Source organism: Microbispora sp. NPDC046973 (assembly GCF_040644495.1).
In the GTDB taxonomy this organism is placed as follows: domain Bacteria; phylum Actinomycetota; class Actinomycetes; order Streptosporangiales; family Streptosporangiaceae; genus Microbispora.
In genome coordinates this window covers 194,671-210,922 of record NZ_JBEYWQ010000011.1, presented here as the reverse complement: position 1 = coordinate 210,922, position 16,252 = coordinate 194,671, and the positions used below count along the sequence as shown (strand labels likewise).

At 72.2% G+C, this 16,252-nt stretch carries 14 protein-coding genes and 1 pseudogene; 6 read left to right on the top strand and 9 right to left on the bottom strand.

What is annotated here, in order from left to right:
• Positions 1 to 121 precede the first annotated feature (121 nt).
• Positions 122 to 1,057 (top strand): RNA polymerase sigma-70 factor, encoded by a 936-nt coding sequence (locus ABZ860_RS21985; RefSeq protein ID WP_357222842.1) that lies wholly within the window; start codon positions 122 to 124, stop codon positions 1,055 to 1,057.
• 131 nt (positions 1,058 to 1,188) lie between these two features.
• Here ABZ860_RS21985 and ABZ860_RS21980 read toward each other — a convergent pair.
• Positions 1,189 to 1,350, bottom strand: a pseudogene (locus ABZ860_RS21980) (transposase family protein); the annotation flags it as partial.
• Positions 1,351 to 1,387: 37 nt separating this feature from the next.
• Positions 1,388 to 2,218 carry an SDR family NAD(P)-dependent oxidoreductase gene (locus ABZ860_RS21975; protein WP_357222839.1) on the bottom strand — a complete coding sequence of 277 codons (831 nt, stop codon included), beginning with the start codon at positions 2,216 to 2,218 and terminating at the stop codon, positions 1,388 to 1,390.
• Positions 2,219 to 2,308: 90 nt separating this feature from the next.
• Between ABZ860_RS21975 and ABZ860_RS21970 the strand changes: the two genes are divergently transcribed.
• The gene (locus tag ABZ860_RS21970) at positions 2,309 to 3,130 is read left to right on the top strand and encodes a helix-turn-helix transcriptional regulator (protein WP_357222836.1); all 822 of its coding nucleotides are present in this window, start codon (positions 2,309 to 2,311) and stop codon (positions 3,128 to 3,130) included.
• A 52-nt stretch (positions 3,131 to 3,182) separates the two neighbouring features.
• On the opposite strand, the gene ABZ860_RS21965 is transcribed toward ABZ860_RS21970, so the two are convergent.
• From ABZ860_RS21965 to ABZ860_RS21945, 5 genes are all read right to left on the bottom strand, one after another.
• A complete protein-coding gene (locus tag ABZ860_RS21965; RefSeq protein ID WP_357222833.1) occupies positions 3,183 to 3,827 on the bottom strand; it encodes a helix-turn-helix domain-containing protein in 645 nt (214 codons plus the stop codon).
• Positions 3,828 to 3,879: 52 nt separating this feature from the next.
• Positions 3,880 to 5,085, bottom strand: a complete 1,206-nt coding sequence (locus ABZ860_RS21960; RefSeq protein ID WP_357222831.1) for a cytochrome P450 — start codon at positions 5,083 to 5,085, stop codon at positions 3,880 to 3,882.
• Positions 5,086 to 5,233: 148 nt separating this feature from the next.
• Positions 5,234 to 5,533, bottom strand: a complete 300-nt coding sequence (locus ABZ860_RS21955) for an STAS domain-containing protein (RefSeq protein WP_357222828.1) — start codon at positions 5,531 to 5,533, stop codon at positions 5,234 to 5,236.
• Positions 5,533 to 9,705 carry a SpoIIE family protein phosphatase gene (locus tag ABZ860_RS21950; RefSeq protein WP_357222826.1) on the bottom strand — a complete coding sequence of 1,391 codons (4,173 nt, stop codon included), beginning with the start codon at positions 9,703 to 9,705 and terminating at the stop codon, positions 5,533 to 5,535. The genes ABZ860_RS21955 and ABZ860_RS21950 overlap by 1 nt, the downstream gene beginning before the upstream one ends.
• A 183-nt stretch (positions 9,706 to 9,888) precedes the next feature.
• Positions 9,889 to 10,779, bottom strand: coding sequence for a helix-turn-helix transcriptional regulator (locus ABZ860_RS21945; protein WP_357222823.1), 891 nt, complete (start codon positions 10,777 to 10,779; stop codon positions 9,889 to 9,891).
• A 199-nt stretch (positions 10,780 to 10,978) separates the two neighbouring features.
• Between ABZ860_RS21945 and ABZ860_RS21940 the strand changes: the two genes are divergently transcribed.
• The gene (locus ABZ860_RS21940) at positions 10,979 to 12,001 is read left to right on the top strand and encodes a zinc-dependent alcohol dehydrogenase family protein (protein WP_357222821.1); all 1,023 of its coding nucleotides are present in this window, start codon (positions 10,979 to 10,981) and stop codon (positions 11,999 to 12,001) included.
• Positions 12,002 to 12,232: 231 nt separating this feature from the next.
• The gene (locus ABZ860_RS21935; RefSeq protein ID WP_357222818.1) at positions 12,233 to 13,210 is read left to right on the top strand and encodes an L-threonylcarbamoyladenylate synthase; all 978 of its coding nucleotides are present in this window, start codon (positions 12,233 to 12,235) and stop codon (positions 13,208 to 13,210) included.
• Between the two features lie 98 nt (positions 13,211 to 13,308).
• Here ABZ860_RS21935 and ABZ860_RS21930 read toward each other — a convergent pair whose 3' ends face one another.
• A complete protein-coding gene (locus ABZ860_RS21930) occupies positions 13,309 to 14,034 on the bottom strand; it encodes an alpha/beta hydrolase (protein ID WP_357222815.1) in 726 nt (241 codons plus the stop codon).
• A 142-nt stretch (positions 14,035 to 14,176) separates the two neighbouring features.
• Here ABZ860_RS21930 and ABZ860_RS21925 point away from each other — a divergent pair, with 142 nt between their 5' ends.
• Both ABZ860_RS21925 and ABZ860_RS21920 read left to right on the top strand, forming a co-directional pair.
• Positions 14,177 to 14,995 (top strand): helix-turn-helix transcriptional regulator, encoded by an 819-nt coding sequence (locus ABZ860_RS21925; protein WP_357222812.1) that lies wholly within the window; start codon positions 14,177 to 14,179, stop codon positions 14,993 to 14,995.
• A complete protein-coding gene (locus tag ABZ860_RS21920; RefSeq protein ID WP_357222809.1) occupies positions 14,992 to 15,207 on the top strand; it encodes a hypothetical protein in 216 nt (71 codons plus the stop codon). The genes ABZ860_RS21925 and ABZ860_RS21920 overlap by 4 nt, the downstream gene beginning before the upstream one ends.
• On the opposite strand, the gene ABZ860_RS21915 is transcribed toward ABZ860_RS21920, so the two are convergent.
• Positions 15,196 to 16,236 carry a LacI family DNA-binding transcriptional regulator gene (locus tag ABZ860_RS21915; protein WP_357222806.1) on the bottom strand — a complete coding sequence of 347 codons (1,041 nt, stop codon included), beginning with the start codon at positions 16,234 to 16,236 and terminating at the stop codon, positions 15,196 to 15,198. The genes ABZ860_RS21920 and ABZ860_RS21915 overlap by 12 nt on opposite strands.
• Between the last annotated feature and the right edge of the window lie 16 nt (positions 16,237 to 16,252).

Here is a 16,252-nt window from a genome sequence, read left to right as displayed (position 1 = left end):
TGCTCCTTGTTGCCGCTCTCAGCCGTTACAACCCCCTGGACGAGATAGCCCGGCAGAGATGTGAGATCGCCCGAGTGTGACCTGCGACACCATGTCACCTTTGTCCTGAGTGGTGATATCAATGGTCCGCGTGACTCGCGTCGAGGACTTCCAGGAATTGAGGCCGCTGCTTTTCACGATCGCCTACCGCATCCTGGGCAGCGTGAGCGAGGCCGAGGACGCCGTCCAGGAGGCCTGGCTGCGCTACGAAGGTTCCCCGGCCCAGCCCGAGTCACCCAAGGCCTTCCTGTCGGCCACGGTGACGCGGATCTCGATCGACGTGCTGCGCTCGGCCCGCGTCCGGCGCGAGGCTTACGTCGGGCCATGGTTCCCCGAACCGCTGCTGACCGACCCCTACCAGGACCCGGAGCGGTCGGCGGAGCTGTCCGACTCGTTGTCGATGGCGGCGCTGATCCTGCTGGAGCGGCTCAGCCCGCTCGAGCGTGCGGTCTTCGTGCTCCGCGAGGTGTTCGCCTTCAGCTACCGGGAGATCGCCGCCGCGGTGGAGCGGTCGGAGGCGGCCTGCCGCCAGCTCGCGGTGCAGGCACGCCGTCACATGGACGCGGGCCGGCCCCGCTTCGAGGCGGATCGCCGGGCCCGCGAGCAGCTCGCCGGGCGGTTCTTCCATGCGATGAGGGAGGGGGACGTCACAGGGCTGCAGGAACTGCTGGCCGCCGACGTCCAGCTGGTCAACGACGGCGCCGGCAAGATCGGGAGTACGATTCCCCTCTTCGGCGTCGCGAAGATCGCCCGGGTGCTGTCCGTCGCCATCCCGCCGTTCGCCCAGATCGGCGCGGTGCTGGAGGCGCACGAGGTGAACGGCCAGCCGGGTGCGATCATCCGCGACCGAGACGGTCACATCATCAACGTCTGGACGCTCGACATCCTGGACGGACGCATCCAGACCATCCGCACGATCGTCAATCCCGACAAGCTCGCTCACCTAGGCCCCGTCGCCGACGCCCACGCGGTCATCCGCGAGAAGAAGCAGACCCGCCGCGACCAGCAGACGCCATGATGGGCGGCACGCGGGTCGGCCGGGCGGAGTCCCGCGAGGCGCTCAATGACGACTGGCAGGTCAACTCGGATATCGCAATCTCAGCTGGTCCATCGAGCCCTTTCAATCCTGAGTAGGGGTCGGCTTCGACGGCGCAGGACGAGGATGGCCTGCACGATCGCGGTGGCCCGGCGAGGACAGCAGCGGAGCTTGGCCAGGACCTTCCACGTCTTCAGTGTCGCGATGGCGCGTTCGACGAGGGCTCGGATGCGGGCGTGGGCACGGTTGACGTCCTTCTGCCCGCGTGACAGCCGCGGGATTGTCCTGCGGTCGTCTCCGATGCCGCCGGGGTCAGCCGTCGGCGGACTCGGAGAGGGAGCGCCACTCCCGCCAGGTGTCCAGGCGTTCGCTGTAGACCCGCTCCGCGATCGGCAGGCAGTAGCTCCCCAGGAACAGGCGCAGCGGGGGCCGTTCCGCGTCCACGACCGCGAGGACCGCCTCGGCCGTGACCTCAGGGTCGACCGGGACCCTGCCCGCCGCGGCGGCCCGGCGGGCCTCCCGGACGTCGTCGTAGGCGGGAAGCGGCTCGGCGTGGACGGCCGACGATCCGCTCCAGTCGGTGCCGTACGGGCCGGGCTCGACGATCGTCACCGCGATCCCGTGCGAGGCGACCTCCTGGGCGAGCGACTCGCTGAACGCCTCCAGGCCCCATTTCGACGCGTTGTAAAGCCCGAGCATGGGGAACGCGGCGACGCCGCCGATGCTCGACACCTGCAGAATGCGGCCGCGCCCGCGCTCCCGCATCCCGGGCAGCACGGCCTGGGTGACCCAGAGCGCGCCGAGCAGATTCGTCTCCAGCTGAGCTCTCGCCTGGGCCTCGGTGACCTCCTCCACCGCGCCGAACAGGCCGTATCCGGCGTTGTTGACGGCGACGTCGACGCCGCCGAAGCGTTCGGCAGCCCGGGCCACCGCGTCGAAGGCCGCCTCCCGGTCGGTGACGTCGAGCGTGAGTGGGAGGACAGCGTCGCCGAACTCGTCGGCGAGCGGCTTCAGCGCGGTGACGTCGCGGGCCGTCGCGACGACCCGGTCGCCGCGCCGCAGCGCCGCCCGCGTCCACACGTTCCCGAAGCCGCGGGATGCTCCCGTGATGAACCAGGTGAGTGGGTGTCCGGTAGTACTCATGCCTACGACTGTGCCAAGCGCGGGAGGAAGCAGCCATCACCGTGACAGGGTCACCTTCGCCCACGGGGCCCGCGTACAGTGGCGGGTGACATGCCCGGCGACAACACTCTCGGCAGCTTCCTCAAGGCCCGCCGCGCGCTCGTACGCCCGCAGGACGCCGGGCTGCCCGCGATCGGGCGGCGCCGGGTCGCCGGGCTGCGCCGCGACGAGCTGGCCGCGCTCGCGGGCGTCAGCCTCGCCTACCTGACCCGGCTCGAACAGGGCCGCGACCGCAACCCCTCCGAGCAGGTGCTCGACGCGCTCGGGGCCGCCCTGCGCCTCGACGCCGATCTCACGGCCCACCTGCACGCCCTGGCCCGCGACGCGTCGAGACGGAACGGCGGCCCGCCCCACCGGCCCGAGGAGCGACCGGCCCCGGGGATCGGGCGTCTCCTCGACGCGTGGGTGGGCACGCCCGCCTACCTGCGGGGACGGCGGTTCGACGTGCTGGCCGCCAACACGACGGCGATCGCCCTGGCGCCCATGTATCGGCCCGGCCGCAACCTCGTCCGAGACGTCTTCCTCGATCCCGGCGCGCGGGCGCTGTTCCCCCAGTGGGACGCCGTCGCGGCCGATTCGGTCGCCGCGCTGCGGGCCGTGGCCGGCGCCGACCTCGGCGACCCGGCCCTGCGCGAGCTGGTCGAGGAGCTGTCCGCGGCCTCCGAGGACTTCCGCCGGCTGTGGGAACGTCACGACGTCCGCCCGACACGCGACGAGACGAAGGAGTTCGTCCACCCCGTCGTCGGGCCGCTCGTCCTGCGGCGGCACAGCCTGACGGTCGGCGGGACGGACGGCCAGGTCGTCATCGCCTACCAGGCCGAGCCCGGCACGCCCTCGGCCACCGCCCTCGCCAGGCTCGCCGCCCCGGGCTGATCACCACGCGATCTTCCGGTCGCCGCGGGCGGCCCGCCGGTCGCCCGCGGCGTCATACCGGCCAGCCGCCCCGCTTGCGCGGCGACCTGAGCGGCACGGCGGGCGGCAGCGGGGAGGCCCCGCCGGAAGACAGGGCGCCGGGAGACAGGGCGTCGAGGACGAGCGCGAGGTAGCGCCGCCAGCCGTCGCTGCCGGGTTCCATCGTCCACAGCACGCCCATCAGCATGACCATGATCCTGGGCAGGTCGTCGGGGACGAGGTCGGCGCGGATGAGACCGGCCTGCTGCCCGCGCCGGGCCAGCAGGGTCAGCGACTCGATGAACGGGCTGCTGGCCTCCGCGGTGATGGCGCCGGAGTTCCGCGCGGCGGCCAGGGTGTTGTGTTCACGACCCGCCGTGGACATCGCCGCCTCGAGCACGGTGGCCAGACCGCGCCGGGGATCGTCGTCGCCGAGCGCCCGTTCTATGGCGGGGGCGATGTCCTCGGCGAAGCTCTGGTCGAGGGCCGCCCGCACCAGGCCCGCCTTGTCGGGGAAGTGGCGGTAGAGCGTCGCGATGCCGACCCCGGCGCGGCGGGCGATGTCCTCCAGCAGCGCGTCGGGGCCCTGCTCGGCCCAGAGCTCCCGGGCTGCGCGCACGATCCTGCCGGAGTTGCGGGCGGCGTCGGCACGCAGCCGTCGTGAGGTCTCGGCGGTCACCACCACAGGATAGCCAAGTGATAGGCGACTATCGATTAGCTCCGCACGTCCGTCAGGGCTGGTCCCAGGTGACAAGCATGTGCTCGGGTCCCCGGGTGGACAACCCCGTCTTCCACACGACGTCGTCCTCGGCCCCGGCGAGGCGGAGTCCCGGTAGCCGGGTGAGCAGCGTACGCAGGGCGACCTGCAGCTCCATCCGGGCGAGCGGGGCGCCGAGACAGTGGTGGGCCCCGTGCCCGAATCCCACGTGCGAGGCCTGCTGACGGTCGAATTCGAGATCGTCGGGGTTCGTGTAGACCGACTCGTCGCGGTTGGCCGACACCAGGCTCACGACCACCGGCTCTCCGGCGCGCACCGTGACGCCGCCCAGCTCGACGTCCTCCAGCGCGTAGCGGGCGATGGAAGCGCCGCCCCCGAGCGGGACGAAGCGCATCAGCTCTTCGACCGCCCTGGGGATCAGGTCGAGGTCCGCGCGCAGCGCCGCGAGCTGCTCGGGGTGGGTGAGCAGCACGTAGACGAAGTTCGGGATCTGCGAGGCCGTGGTCTCGTGACCGGCGACGAGCAGCGCCTCGGCCAGCGACAGCATCTCCTCCTCCGACAGCCGCTCCTCGTTGTCGCGGGCCGCGACGAGCGCGCTGAGCAGGTCGTCCTTCGGGGTCTGCCGGCGCTGGGCGATGAGCCCGGCCATGTACTCCCGCAGCAGGCCCATGCAGTGCACCACCTGCTCGGGAGTGAACCGCGTGGTGGACAGGAGCGCGTCCGACCAGGTGCGGAAGTCGACCCGGTCCTCGACCGGCACCCCCAGCAACTCGCAGATGACCGTGATCGGCAGCGGCAGCCCGAAGTTCTCGACGATGTCGGCCGGGGCGCCCTTGGCCAGCATCGCGCCGACGAGATCGTCCGCGATCTCCTGGGTCCGCGGCCGCAACAGCTCGACCCGCCGTACGGTGAACGCCTTCGACACCAGCCTGCGCAGCCTGCTGTGCTCCGGCGGGTCGAAACTGAGGATGCTGCCGGAGCGGGACTGGTGAGGCCGCATCCGCGGCTCGTCGCGGCCGATCGCCGCGGCCCGGCTGAACCGCGCGTCGCCGAGCACGACCTTGACGTCCTCGTAGCGGGTCGCGAGCCACGCGGGTTCACCGTAGGGCAGCCGGACCCGGCACAGCGGTTCCTCCTGCCGCAACCGGGAGAAGAGCGGGTCCACCTCCAGCCGTTCCACCTGGCCGAAGGGGAAGGTCCGGGGTTCGACAGTGGTCATGATGCCTCCAGAGCGTCGTTCACCACGAGCCGTCGAGTCGCCACTTGATAGTCAACTATCACATGACTCGTGTAAAGAGATCAACGCAAACGAGAGCAAAATCCCACGTGAGGCGATGTGGCCGCAGGAGGCCGGAATTCCTGCCCGGTCAGGCGCCGGGGTCGCCGTCGTGGACGGTGGCGAGGTCCGCCAGCCCGGAGATGGTCAGGACGGGAGTCAGCAGAGGGTTGGCGATGAGAGTGATGCGGTCGGCGTGGGCGAACAGGACGCTCAGGCCCGCACTGTCGAGGTATTCGACGGAGGTCAGGTCGAGGACGACAGGCCCCGGGGTGCTCTCCAGCGCGGCCGCGAGGGCGTCGGTGTTGCTCATGTCGATCTCACCGGCGGCGGTCAGGAGAGCGGCGCCGTCCGGGCGAACCCCAGGAGTGAGGGTCAGGGGCGTGGTCATCAGGCGATCCTCATCTGCATGTCGACGGTGGTCCCGTACGGACCCGGGGTGATGGTGACCTGCTGCATCATGGCGCGCATGAGCGCGACGCCGCGGCCGCGGTGGGCGTTCGCCTCGGGCTCGGGGGACTTCCAGCGGCCGGTGTCGGCGACGGTGAGGCGCAGGTTGTCGACCGACGCCTCGGCCCGCAGGCGCACGATGTCGCCGGGGGTGTGACGGTGGCCGTGCTCGATGGCGTTCGCGCACGCCTCACCGGCGGCGACCAGGATGTTCTGGACGATCTGGGTGGGGAGGTCGCACTGGCCGAGCCAGCTCCGCAGCGCCTTGCGCACGGGCGCCAGCTGGGACGACTCGGCGGGGAAGGTCATCTCCAGCGGGGCCGGGTGCCGGTAGAGCAGCAGAGCGACGTCGTCGTCGTAGCCGTCGGCCGGGGCCAGGCGGATCATCACTTCGGTGGCGAGGTCGTCGACGGCGGCGTTCCTGCCGTCCTGTACGGCCTGGCTGGCCTGGTCGATGCCCGAATACAGCGGATGGCGGCGGCGCTCTACCAGGCCGTCCGTGTACAGCATCAGCGTGGCGCGCGCCGGGATGATCGTCTCGCTCTCCGGACGGGTCGCGCCCGGGCGTACGGCCAGGGGAACGGAACGTCCGCCGTCGAGCAGGCTCGTGCTGCCGTCGGCGAGGGCGAGGATCCCCGGCGGATGTCCGGCGCTGGAGTAGGACAGGCGCCCGGTCTCCGGGTCGAGCACGGCGCAGAAGACGGTGGTGCACCGGGCCCCGGGGACGCCGGCGGCGAAGTGGTCCAGGGCCATGAGCACGCGGGCCGGGCTGTCGTCCTGCAGCAGCAGCGCGCGGCACGCGCTGCGCAGCTGTCCCATGACGGCGGCGGCCTCCACCCCGCGTCCGACGCAGTCCCCGACCACGATGCCGATGCGCCCGCCGGGCAGGGCGATGGTGTCGTACCAGTCGCCGCCGACCTCCAGGGGCCGGGTGGCGGGCTCGTAGCGTACGGCGAACCCGTCGGGAAGCTGGGCGGGGCCGAGGATGGCCCGCTGCAGCGCGATGGCGGTCTCGCGTTGCTGGTCGATCTGGTGGGCGCGCACGAGTCCCTGGGCGAGACGCCCGGCCAGCAGCGACAGCAGCACCTGGTCCTCGCCGGTGAAGGGCCGGTGGACGCCCAGGTCGATCCACAGGGCCAGCTGGCCCTCGGGGTGCTCCAGCAGGACGCCGGCCCCGTCGCGGTCGGCGACCGGGGTGAGCAGCGGCCGCCGCAGCAGGTCGGTGAGCACACGGCGGCGATCGCCCGGCAGCCCGTGCCAGTCCACCGGTTCGCCGGCGACGGTCAGGGTCGGTTCCTCGCCGTGGTCGAAGACGGCGGCCAGCACCGACCGGGCGCGCCACAGGCTTCGCAGTTCCCGCAGGGCGCCGGTCAGCGCGTCGGAGAGGCTGCCGGCCTGGGACAGGCTGGTGCTCAGCGAGGCGAGGGCGCTCTCACGCTGGATGGCGTAGTGCTCGGCGGTGACGTCGCGGAAGGTGCCGACGACGACATGCCGCCCGGTGTCGGGATCCTGCGCCTGGTTGAAGGTGACGCTCACCCACAGGCGGTGCCCGTCGCGGTGGGTGACGGGGATGGTGTAGCTGCCCTGGCCCGGGCCGAGAAGGCCGCTGAAGGCGTCGGCGACCTGCTGGTGGGCCTCGGGATCGGTTGCGGCGTCCGGCCACCACGGGTGGATCGGCCGGTAGGGCAGGTTCTCGGGGCCGTAGCCGAGGATGTCGGTGAAGGCGCTGTTGATCTCGACGACGGCGCCCTGCTCGTCGCAGACGAAGAACGCCTCCTGCAGCGAGTCGACCAGCGCGCTGCGCCAGCGCGCCTGGTGCTGGCGCAGCCGCGCCATGTCCATGTTCGCCCTCACCCGCGCGAGCAGCTCCGCGGCGGCGAAGGGCTTGACCAGGTAGTCGTCGGCTCCGGCCTGCAGGCCCTCGATGGAGGCCTCCTGGCCCGCCCGGGCCGACAGCAGCACCACGGGCACGGCGGCGGTGCGTGGATCGGACCGCAGCGCCGCGACCAGGGACAGGCCGTCCAGGCGCGGCATCATCACGTCGCTGACGACGAGGTCGGGGGCGTCCGCGCGGACGGCGTCCAGGGCCTCCATCCCGTCGCTCGCGGTGTCGACGACGTAGCCGGCGCCCTGGAGGAGACGGACGAGATACTCGCGCATGTCGGCGTTGTCGTCGGCGACCAGCACGCGCGCCGCAGCGGCCGAGCCCCCGGAACGGGCGGCGGAGCCGTCGTGGGACGGCATCGCCGTCGTGTCCTCCGCGGGCTCGCCGGCGCCGTCCGCGGGCAGCCAGCGCAGCGCCTCCTCGACGTACGGGTCCGCGGTGGTGGCGCCGACGCCGGCGCCGGCCGTCGTGATCGCCTCGGCGGGCAGGTGCGCGGCGCCGTACGGCAGGCGGATGGTGAAGCGGGTGCCCTCGCCCTCGACGCTGTCGGCGCTGATGGTGCCGCCGTGCAGGCCGACGAGCTCCTGCACGAGGGCCAGCCCGATGCCGCTGCCCTCGTTGGACCGTGAGCGCGCGTTCTCGATGCGGTGGAACCGCTCGAACAGCCGCGGCACCTCCTCGGCCGGGACGCCGATGCCCGTGTCGGTGACGGTCACCACCGCGTGGCCGTCCTCCCCGCGCACCGTGACGCCGATCGCGCCCTCGAAGGTGAACTTCAGCGCGTTGCTGAGCAGGTTGAGCACCACCTTCTCCCACATGCCGCGGTCGATGTAGACCGGCTCGTCGATGGGAGGGCAGTCGACCCGGAAGTCCAGGCCCGCCTTGTCGATGGCGGAGCGGAAGAGGCTGGCCAGCTCGGCGGTGACCGCGGCCAGGTCGACCGGCTCGTAGCTGGCCTGCATCCGGCCGGCCTCGATGCGGGAGAAGTCCAGCAGGGTGTTGACCAGCTTGCCCAGCCGCAACCCGTTGCGGCGGATGACCTCCAGCTCCTCGCGCACCTGCGGGTCCGCTTCCTGAAGACGGCCGCGCAGTTCCTCCACCGGCCCCATGATCAGGGTCAGCGGCGTGCGGAACTCGTGACTGATGTTGGAGAAGAAGACGGTCTTCGCCCGGTCGAGCTCGGCCAGCTCCTCCGCCCGCCGCTGCTGGGCCTGGTAGCTGCGGGCGCTCGCCACGCCCGCCGCGACGTGCCCCGCGGCCAGCTCGACGAACCCGCGATACGCCTCGTCCGGGAAGCGGTAGCGGTTGAGCGCGGCCACCAGGAACCCGTACGGCGCGCTGCCCTGCTGGAGCAGCGGCACCACCAGCGCCTGCGTGGGCGGCTCCGGCCAGTCTCCGGCCGGCAGACCGGAGAACGGGGCGCCCTCGAGCGGCACGATCACCGACTCTCCCCGCGCCAGCGTCGTCGCGGGCCACACCGCGTCCGCATCGCCGGCCGGCAGCGTGAGAGGGGCGGCCGGATGCCCGGCGGAGATCCCGGTCACCCCTGCCAGCCGTGCGCCGCCGCCGTCCTGGAACAGATAGGTCAGCGTGAAGGGAAGGTCCTGCGGGTTGCGGCCGAGCTGCCGGCAGGCGAACGCCAGCATCTCCTGCTCGGTGCGGACCACGCTGGGATCGGAGCCGAGATCCCGCAGGGTCGCCATGCGCCGCTCGCCGATGACCCGCTCGGTCTCCTCGCTGACGACGCACAACATGCCGACCACGGCGCCGGAATCGTCCCGGAGGGGGCTGTAGGAGAACGTGTGGTAGGTCTCCTCCGGGTAGCCGGCCCGCTCGAGGAACAGCAGGAGCGCCTCGTCCCAGGTCGCCTTTCCCGTCTCCAGCACGGCCTGGATCCGCGGGCCGATGTCGTCCCAGATCTCCGCCCAGACCTCGCTGGCGGGCCGGCCCAGCGCCCACGGATATTTCCGGCCGAGGGTGTCACGGCGGTAGGCGGCGTTGCAGAAGAAGGTCAGCTCCGGCCCCCACGCCATCCACATGGAGAACCGGGACGACAGCAGGATGCTCACCGCCGTCTGCAGGCTCTGCGGCCACTCCTCCGGCGGCCCGAGAGGGGTCGCCCGCCAGTCCACCGACGCCAGATCCCGGCCGACCTCGTCGTCGGCGGCGAACACCCCGGCTCCGGCCACCGTCGGCGGCCCCTGCTCAGCGTCCTCACAGCGCGTCACTTGACACCCTTTCGTTCACGCCGAGGCCCAGCCCACCCGCGCCGGACTCCCTACCGTGCTGTTGCCACGCGGCGGGCCCCGCACGGTGTGAGGGAGGTCGGTGACACGTGCGCAGCAGGATACTCCGCCAGCCAAAACCGGGATGAACCCGTACGGAGAGCTTGTGCGGCGGCTCCTGGCCGGTCAGCCGGCCGTGAGCGGCTGCGTGGGGGAGCCGGCTTCCTGGGTGGCGGCCCAGGAGGCGAGCAGGCGCAGGCCTTCCTCCGAGGGCGAGCCCGGTTCCGCGGTGTAGACGGTGAGGGTGAGGCCGGGAGCGGCGGCCATCTCCAGGCCCTCGTAGGCGAGGGTGAGGTCGCCGACGACAGGGTGGTGGTACCTCTTCACGCCCGTGCCGTGGTGGCGGACGTTGTGGGCGCCCCACCGGACGCGGAACGCGTCGCTGCGGGTGGACAGCTCGCCGACCAGGTCGTGGAGCTCCTTGTCGTGGGGGTCGCGGCCGGCCTCGGTGCGGAGAATGGCGACGGTGATGTCGGCGGCCAGGTCCCAGTCCGGGTAGAAGCGCCGGGACGCCGGGTCCAGGAAGGTGTAGCGGGCGAGGTTCGGCGGCCGCTGACCGGTGGTGTAGAAGTCGCAGTAGAGGGCGCGCGCGAGCCGGTTGGCGGCCAGCAGGTCCATGCGGCCGTTGCGGACGAACGCCGGGCCTGCGGTGATCGCGTCCAGGGTCCACTGCAGGCTCCGGTGCGGCGCCCACTGCCTGGTGGCGCGCTGCCGGGGCCGCGCGAGCGCGTCGGAGCCGTCGGCCGCCTGCGCGAGGTTCAGCAGGTGGGCCCGCTCGGCGTCGTCGAGCTGGAGCGCGCGGGCGACGGCTTCGAGAACGCCGGGGGACACGCCGGCGAGGTTGCCGCGCTCGAGTTTGGCGTAGTACTCGACGCTGACGTCGGCCAGCGCCGCGACCTCGCTCCTGCGCAGCCCGGGAACGCGGCGCCTGGTGCCGGCGGGCAGCCCGGCCCGCTCGGGCGTTATCTTGGCGCGCCGCGAGACGAGGAACTCGCGGACTTCTTCGCGGTTGTCCACTCTTCGACCGTACGCGCTCGCGCCCCGTGGAAGGGATGTACTGCCGGTACACCCCTCACCAGGCACTCCCTGGCCCTTCTGAAAGCCGGTTACCTGGATGGCGTGGCACCTCCCTCCCGCGCACGCGGCGCGGAGAGGTGCCCCCACCCGGTCCGTCCGCGACGGACCCGTACGACCCCGGCACGTGAGGAGCAATCGAATGCGTGGTGTCGTTTTGCACGCCCCCGGCGACGTCCGGGTGGAGCAGCGCGAGGACCCGAGGATCGTCGCGCCGACCGACGCGGTCATCCGCCTGTCGGCGACCTGTGTCTGCGGTTCCGACCTGTGGCCCTATCGCGGGATCGACGCCGTCGGCGGCCCGTCCCCGATGGGCCACGAGTACGCGGGCATCGTGGAGGAGGTCGGCGGCGAGGTGACCTCGGTCAAGCCCGGCCAGTTCGTGGTCGGGTCGTTCTTCGCCTCGGACAACACCTGCGAGATCTGCCGGGCCGGCTACCAGACCTCCTGCGTCCGGCGCGAGCTCATGGGGCCGCTCGGCGCCCAGGCGGAACGGCTGCGCGTCCCGCTCGCCGACGGCACGCTCGTCGCGACGCCGGAGGTCCCCGGCGACGATCTGATCCCGAGCTTCCTGGCGGCGTCCGACGTGCTCGGCACCGGCTGGTTCGGCGCGCTGGCCGCCCAGGCGGGCCCCGGCAAGACGGTGGCGGTCGTCGGCGACGGCGCCGTCGGCCTGCTCGCGGTGCTGGCCGCCAGGCAGCTCGGGGCGGAGCGGATCATCGCCATGAGCCGCCACGAGCCTCGGCAGAAGCTCGCCCTGGAGTTCGGGGCGACCGACATCGTCACCGAGCGCGGCGACGACGGCGTGGCGATGATCAAGGAGCTGACCGGCGGGCTGGGCGCGCACTCGGTCGTGGAGGCGGTCGGCACCCAGGAGTCGATGCTGCAGGCCGTCCGCTCCACCCGCCCGGGCGGGCACGTCGGCTACGTCGGAGTGGCCCACGATGTCGAACTCGACGGCAGGGAGCTGTTCTTCTCCCACGTCCACCTGCACGGCGGCCCCGCCCCGGTGCGCCGGTATCTGCCCGAGCTGATCGACCTGATCTGGAACCGCAGGATCGACCCCGGCAAGGTCTTCGACCTCCACCTCCCGCTCGACCAGGCCGCCGAGGCGTACCAGGCCATGGACGAGCGCCGCGCCGTCAAGGCCCTGCTGCGCGTGTGATCACGCCCTGTACGCCGGGGCGGCCGTACCGGCCGGTGCCCGGAGGTGACCGACGGACGGGGCATGGCCTGCGGGTTCTACGCTGAGTTGGGCCCGTCCTGGCGGTGGCCGCGTGCCGCTGTGACGGATCATGTCCGTCCGGGCTCACGACGGTGCCGCCGGCCGTGGTTCGTCACCGGCGCCGGCGCGACCCCGGCGTGCGGAGAGTGGAACAGTGGAAGGATTGCGAGGGTGACGGCAACAACCAGTGACATCGAGAAGGCGGCCGCTGTGCTGCGCGCCGGAGGTCTGGTGGCCTTCCCGACCGAGACCGTCTACGGCCTGGGCGCCAATGCCGAGGACCCCGCCGCCGTCGCGCGCGTCTTCCAGGTCAAGGGGCGCCCGCCCTCCCACCCGCTGATCGTCCACATCGGCGGCGCGGAGCACCTGGGCGACTGGGTCGAGGACGTGCCCGAGACGGCGCGCCTGCTGGCCGAACGCTTCTGGCCCGGGCCGCTCACGCTGGTCCTGCGGCGCGGTCGCCGGGTGCCCCTCGAAGCGACCGGCGGCCTGGAGACGCTGGCCGTGCGCGTGCCCGATCACCCTGTCGCGCTCGCGCTGCTGTCGGCCTTCGGCGGGGGTGTCGCGGCCCCGTCCGCCAACCGCTTCGGCTCGGTCAGCCCCACGACGGCGGACCACGTCCGCGCCGAGCTCGGTGACGCCGTCGACTTCGTGCTGGACGGCGGCTCGTGCGAGGTCGGCGTCGAGTCCACCATCGTCGACGCCACAGGCGACACTCCGAGCGTCCTTCGCCCCGGCGGGGTGACGCGCGAGGACCTCGAGGCGGTGCTGGGGCGCCCGCTCGCGGTCCACTCCACGAGCCGCGTCCGGGTGCCGGGCCAGCATCCGTCCCACTACGCGCCGCGTGCGCGAGTCGTCCTCGTCGAGCCCGAGAAGGTCGTCGCCGAAGCGGAACTCGCGCAGGAGCTCGGGCACCGGGTGGGCGTCCTTCTTCCCCCCGCCTTCGCCGACGCCCAGGTCAAGGCGCACGCCGTGGTGGCGGTCCCCGCTTCGACGGCCGCCTACGCGCGCAGGCTGTACGGATTCCTGCGCGAGCTCGACCAGCGAGGGTGCGACCTCATCGTCGCGTCCTTGCCGGTGGAGGAGGGGCTGGGACTCGCGATCGCCAACCGGCTCAACCGCGCCGCGGGGCCCCGGCCCTCCGAGTGACCCTCCTGGCGTCATGATCACGCTTCCGCCCGGCCATGCTCAGCCATCGGCCGCACGCGTACGGTAGGCGTGCCCACTTCGAGGAACGCGTGTGCGGCTCAGCCGAGCTTGAGCAGCAGTTCGGTGAGCTCGGCCGGCATGGTGATCATGCAGTCGTGGCCCGTATCCAGCTCCCACACCTGTGCCGGGCTGCCGTTGGGCTGTGTCGCCGGGACGGGCCGCCGCTTGATCCCCTCCGGTGCGGCGGCGACGCAGTGGATGTGCGTCCGCGGAATCGTGTGCACGGCCGGATTGTCCAGCCGCACCGGTTGCCGCAAGCAGAGCACCGGATGATCCGACAGCATCGTCCGCAGCCACGCCACGTCCGCCGGGTCGGTGACCCCGAACAGGCCCAGGGGCGGCGGCGACTCGGGCATCGGCGGGATCCGCCAGCCGACCTCGGACTCCGCGGCGCGGTCGATGAGGGCCTGGGTCACGGGCAGCACGTCGACCGCGCTCTCGCCGTCCTCCGGGACCATCGCGTCGAGATAGACCAGATGGGCGATCCGATCCGGGATCCGGTTGGCGGCGGACGAGATGACCAGCCCGGCGTAACTGTGGCCCACCAGGATCACGTCGGTGAGATCCTCCTCCATGATCAGGCTGACGATGTCGTCGGTGTGCGTGTCCAGCCCTACCTCCGGGCCGAGCAGATGCGCCTTGTCGCCGTAGCCGGTCAGCGACGGCGCGACCACCCGATGCCCGGCCGCTGCCAGCAACGGGACCACCCGCTCCCAGCATCGCCCACTGTGCCAGGCGCCGTGGACGAGCAAGAATATTGACATGGTGTAGCTCCTCGTTCGCGAAAGGGACCATCAGGTCCCGGCAGTGACGTTTCCGCTCACCCGCACGCAGAGCCAGAGTCCCCGCGATCCTGGGGGTGACAGGACCAGGCACGCACGAAAGTGCGCGACTTACAGTGGGGACATGAGCGACGAATCCAACCTTCTGGGCGATTTCGTACGCGCTCGCAGGGAGCTCGTCACTCCTGAACAGGCCGGCATCCCCTCCGTCGGCGTACGGCGCGTGCCGGGCCTGCGCCGGGAGGAGGTCGCGATGCTCGCCGGCATCAGCGCCGACTACTACCTGCGCCTGGAACAGGGCCGCGACCGCAACCCCTCCGCGCAGGTTCTCGAGTCCCTCGCCCGCGTGCTGCTGCTCGACGACGACGCGACGGCCTACCTGCTACGCCTGGGGGCGGGGAAACCCCGGCGGCGACGGCGGCCCCGGAAGGAGACCGTCCCTCCCGGCGTCGCCAAGCTCGTCACCGCGCTCCCGCTCCCGGCGTACGTGGAGGGCCGCTACTTCGACGTCCTCGCCGCCAACGCGCTGGCGACCGCTCTGTCGCCGCGACTCGTGGCGGGGGGCAACCGCCTGCGGGACGTGTTCCTCGACCCCGCCGAGCAGGCCCTCTACCCGGACTGGGAGGATGCCGCGCAGGGCATGGTGGCCGGCTTCCGCGAGTCCGTCGGCACCGACACGGACGACCCCCGGTTCATCGAACTCGTCGGCGAACTCTCCCTCGCCAGCCCTCGCTTCAGCAGGCTCTGGGCCCGCCACGACGTGAACACGTGCGAAGGCACTCCCAAGCACATCGACCACCCCCAGGTCGGTGGCCTCTGGCTGAACCGGGAGAGATTGGGCGTCAGCGGCGCGCCAGGTCAGACGCTCGTCGTCCTCCACCCGGACCCGGGCACCGACAGTGCCGACAAGCTGGCGCTCCTCGCGTGCGTCGCGCGGCCATGACCCCGCTTCCATCCGGCGAGGTGCCCTTACGCCAGAGCGATGCGGGCATCAGGCGCAGCATCGGCGTCGTCAGCCGGTCGGCCCCTCTGGAGGTGCTGCGGGCGCCGTCCTCGCGTGCGCCCATGGCGGTGGCCTGCGTACGAGGGCAGCGCTCGGCGTCGGAGCAGCGCAAGGCGTCGTCGAACCAGGCCGGCCGCCGGTCAGGCCGGTGAGGCGGTGCTGCCGCGTACGACCAGGTGGGTGGCGAGCTCGATGCGGTGGTGTTCGGACGTGTCGCCCGCGCTGACGGCCATGACGAGTTCCGCGGCGGCGGCGCCCATCTTGGCCAGCGGCTGGCGCACGGTGGTCATCGGCGGGTCCGCCCACTGGGCGAGCGGCAGGTCGTCGAAGCCGACGACGCTGAGGTCGTCGGGCACGCGCAACCCGGCCCGCAGGGCCGCCTGATAGACCCCGAGTGCCTGCAGATCGTTGCCGGCGAAAACGGCGGTGGGCCGGTCGGGAAGGGCCAACAGCGCCTGCGCCTCTGTGCGGCCGGTCTCCACGTAGAGCGGACCGGTCCGCAGGAGCCGGGGGTCGACGGGCACGCCCGCGGTCTCCATGGCCGCGCGGTAGCCGTCGAGCCGGGCGCGGCAGCACATCAGGGTCGCCGGGCCGTTGATCATGGCGATCCTGCGGTGCCCGAGCTCCAGCAGGTGGCGGGTGGCCGACAGGCCGCCGTTCCAGTTCGTCGCGCCGACCGAGGGGACGCGATGGCTGGGCTCGCCGTACGGGTCGAGCGCGACGAGCGGGATGGACCTGCTGGCGAGCTGCGCGTGCTCGTGGTCGCTCAGCTCGGCGGAGACGGCGATCACGCCGGCGGGGCGCCGGGCCAGGACCTCCTCGATCCACTCGCGGTGCGGGGAGCTGTGTCCGTGCATGTCGGTGACGGCCACGGTCAGGCCGTAGGACTGGGCGACCTCGTTGACCCCGCGGATGAGCTCCAGCGCCCACAGGCTGTCGAGGGCCTGGAAGAGGACCTCGATGATGGCCGCGGACTCGGTCCTCTCCGGCCGGCGCTGCCAGCCGTGCTCACGGATCAGCTCCTCGATCCGGCGCCGGGTGGCGACCGACACGCCGGGGCGTCCGTTGATCACTTTGGACACGGTCGGCGGGGACACCCCGGCCAGTCTGGCGATCTGCGCGACCGTGATCTCCTGGCGGCGCCGCGGTCCTAACTCAGTGGGAGGGCTTGTGCCGGTCACACACGGAAGTTTAGGG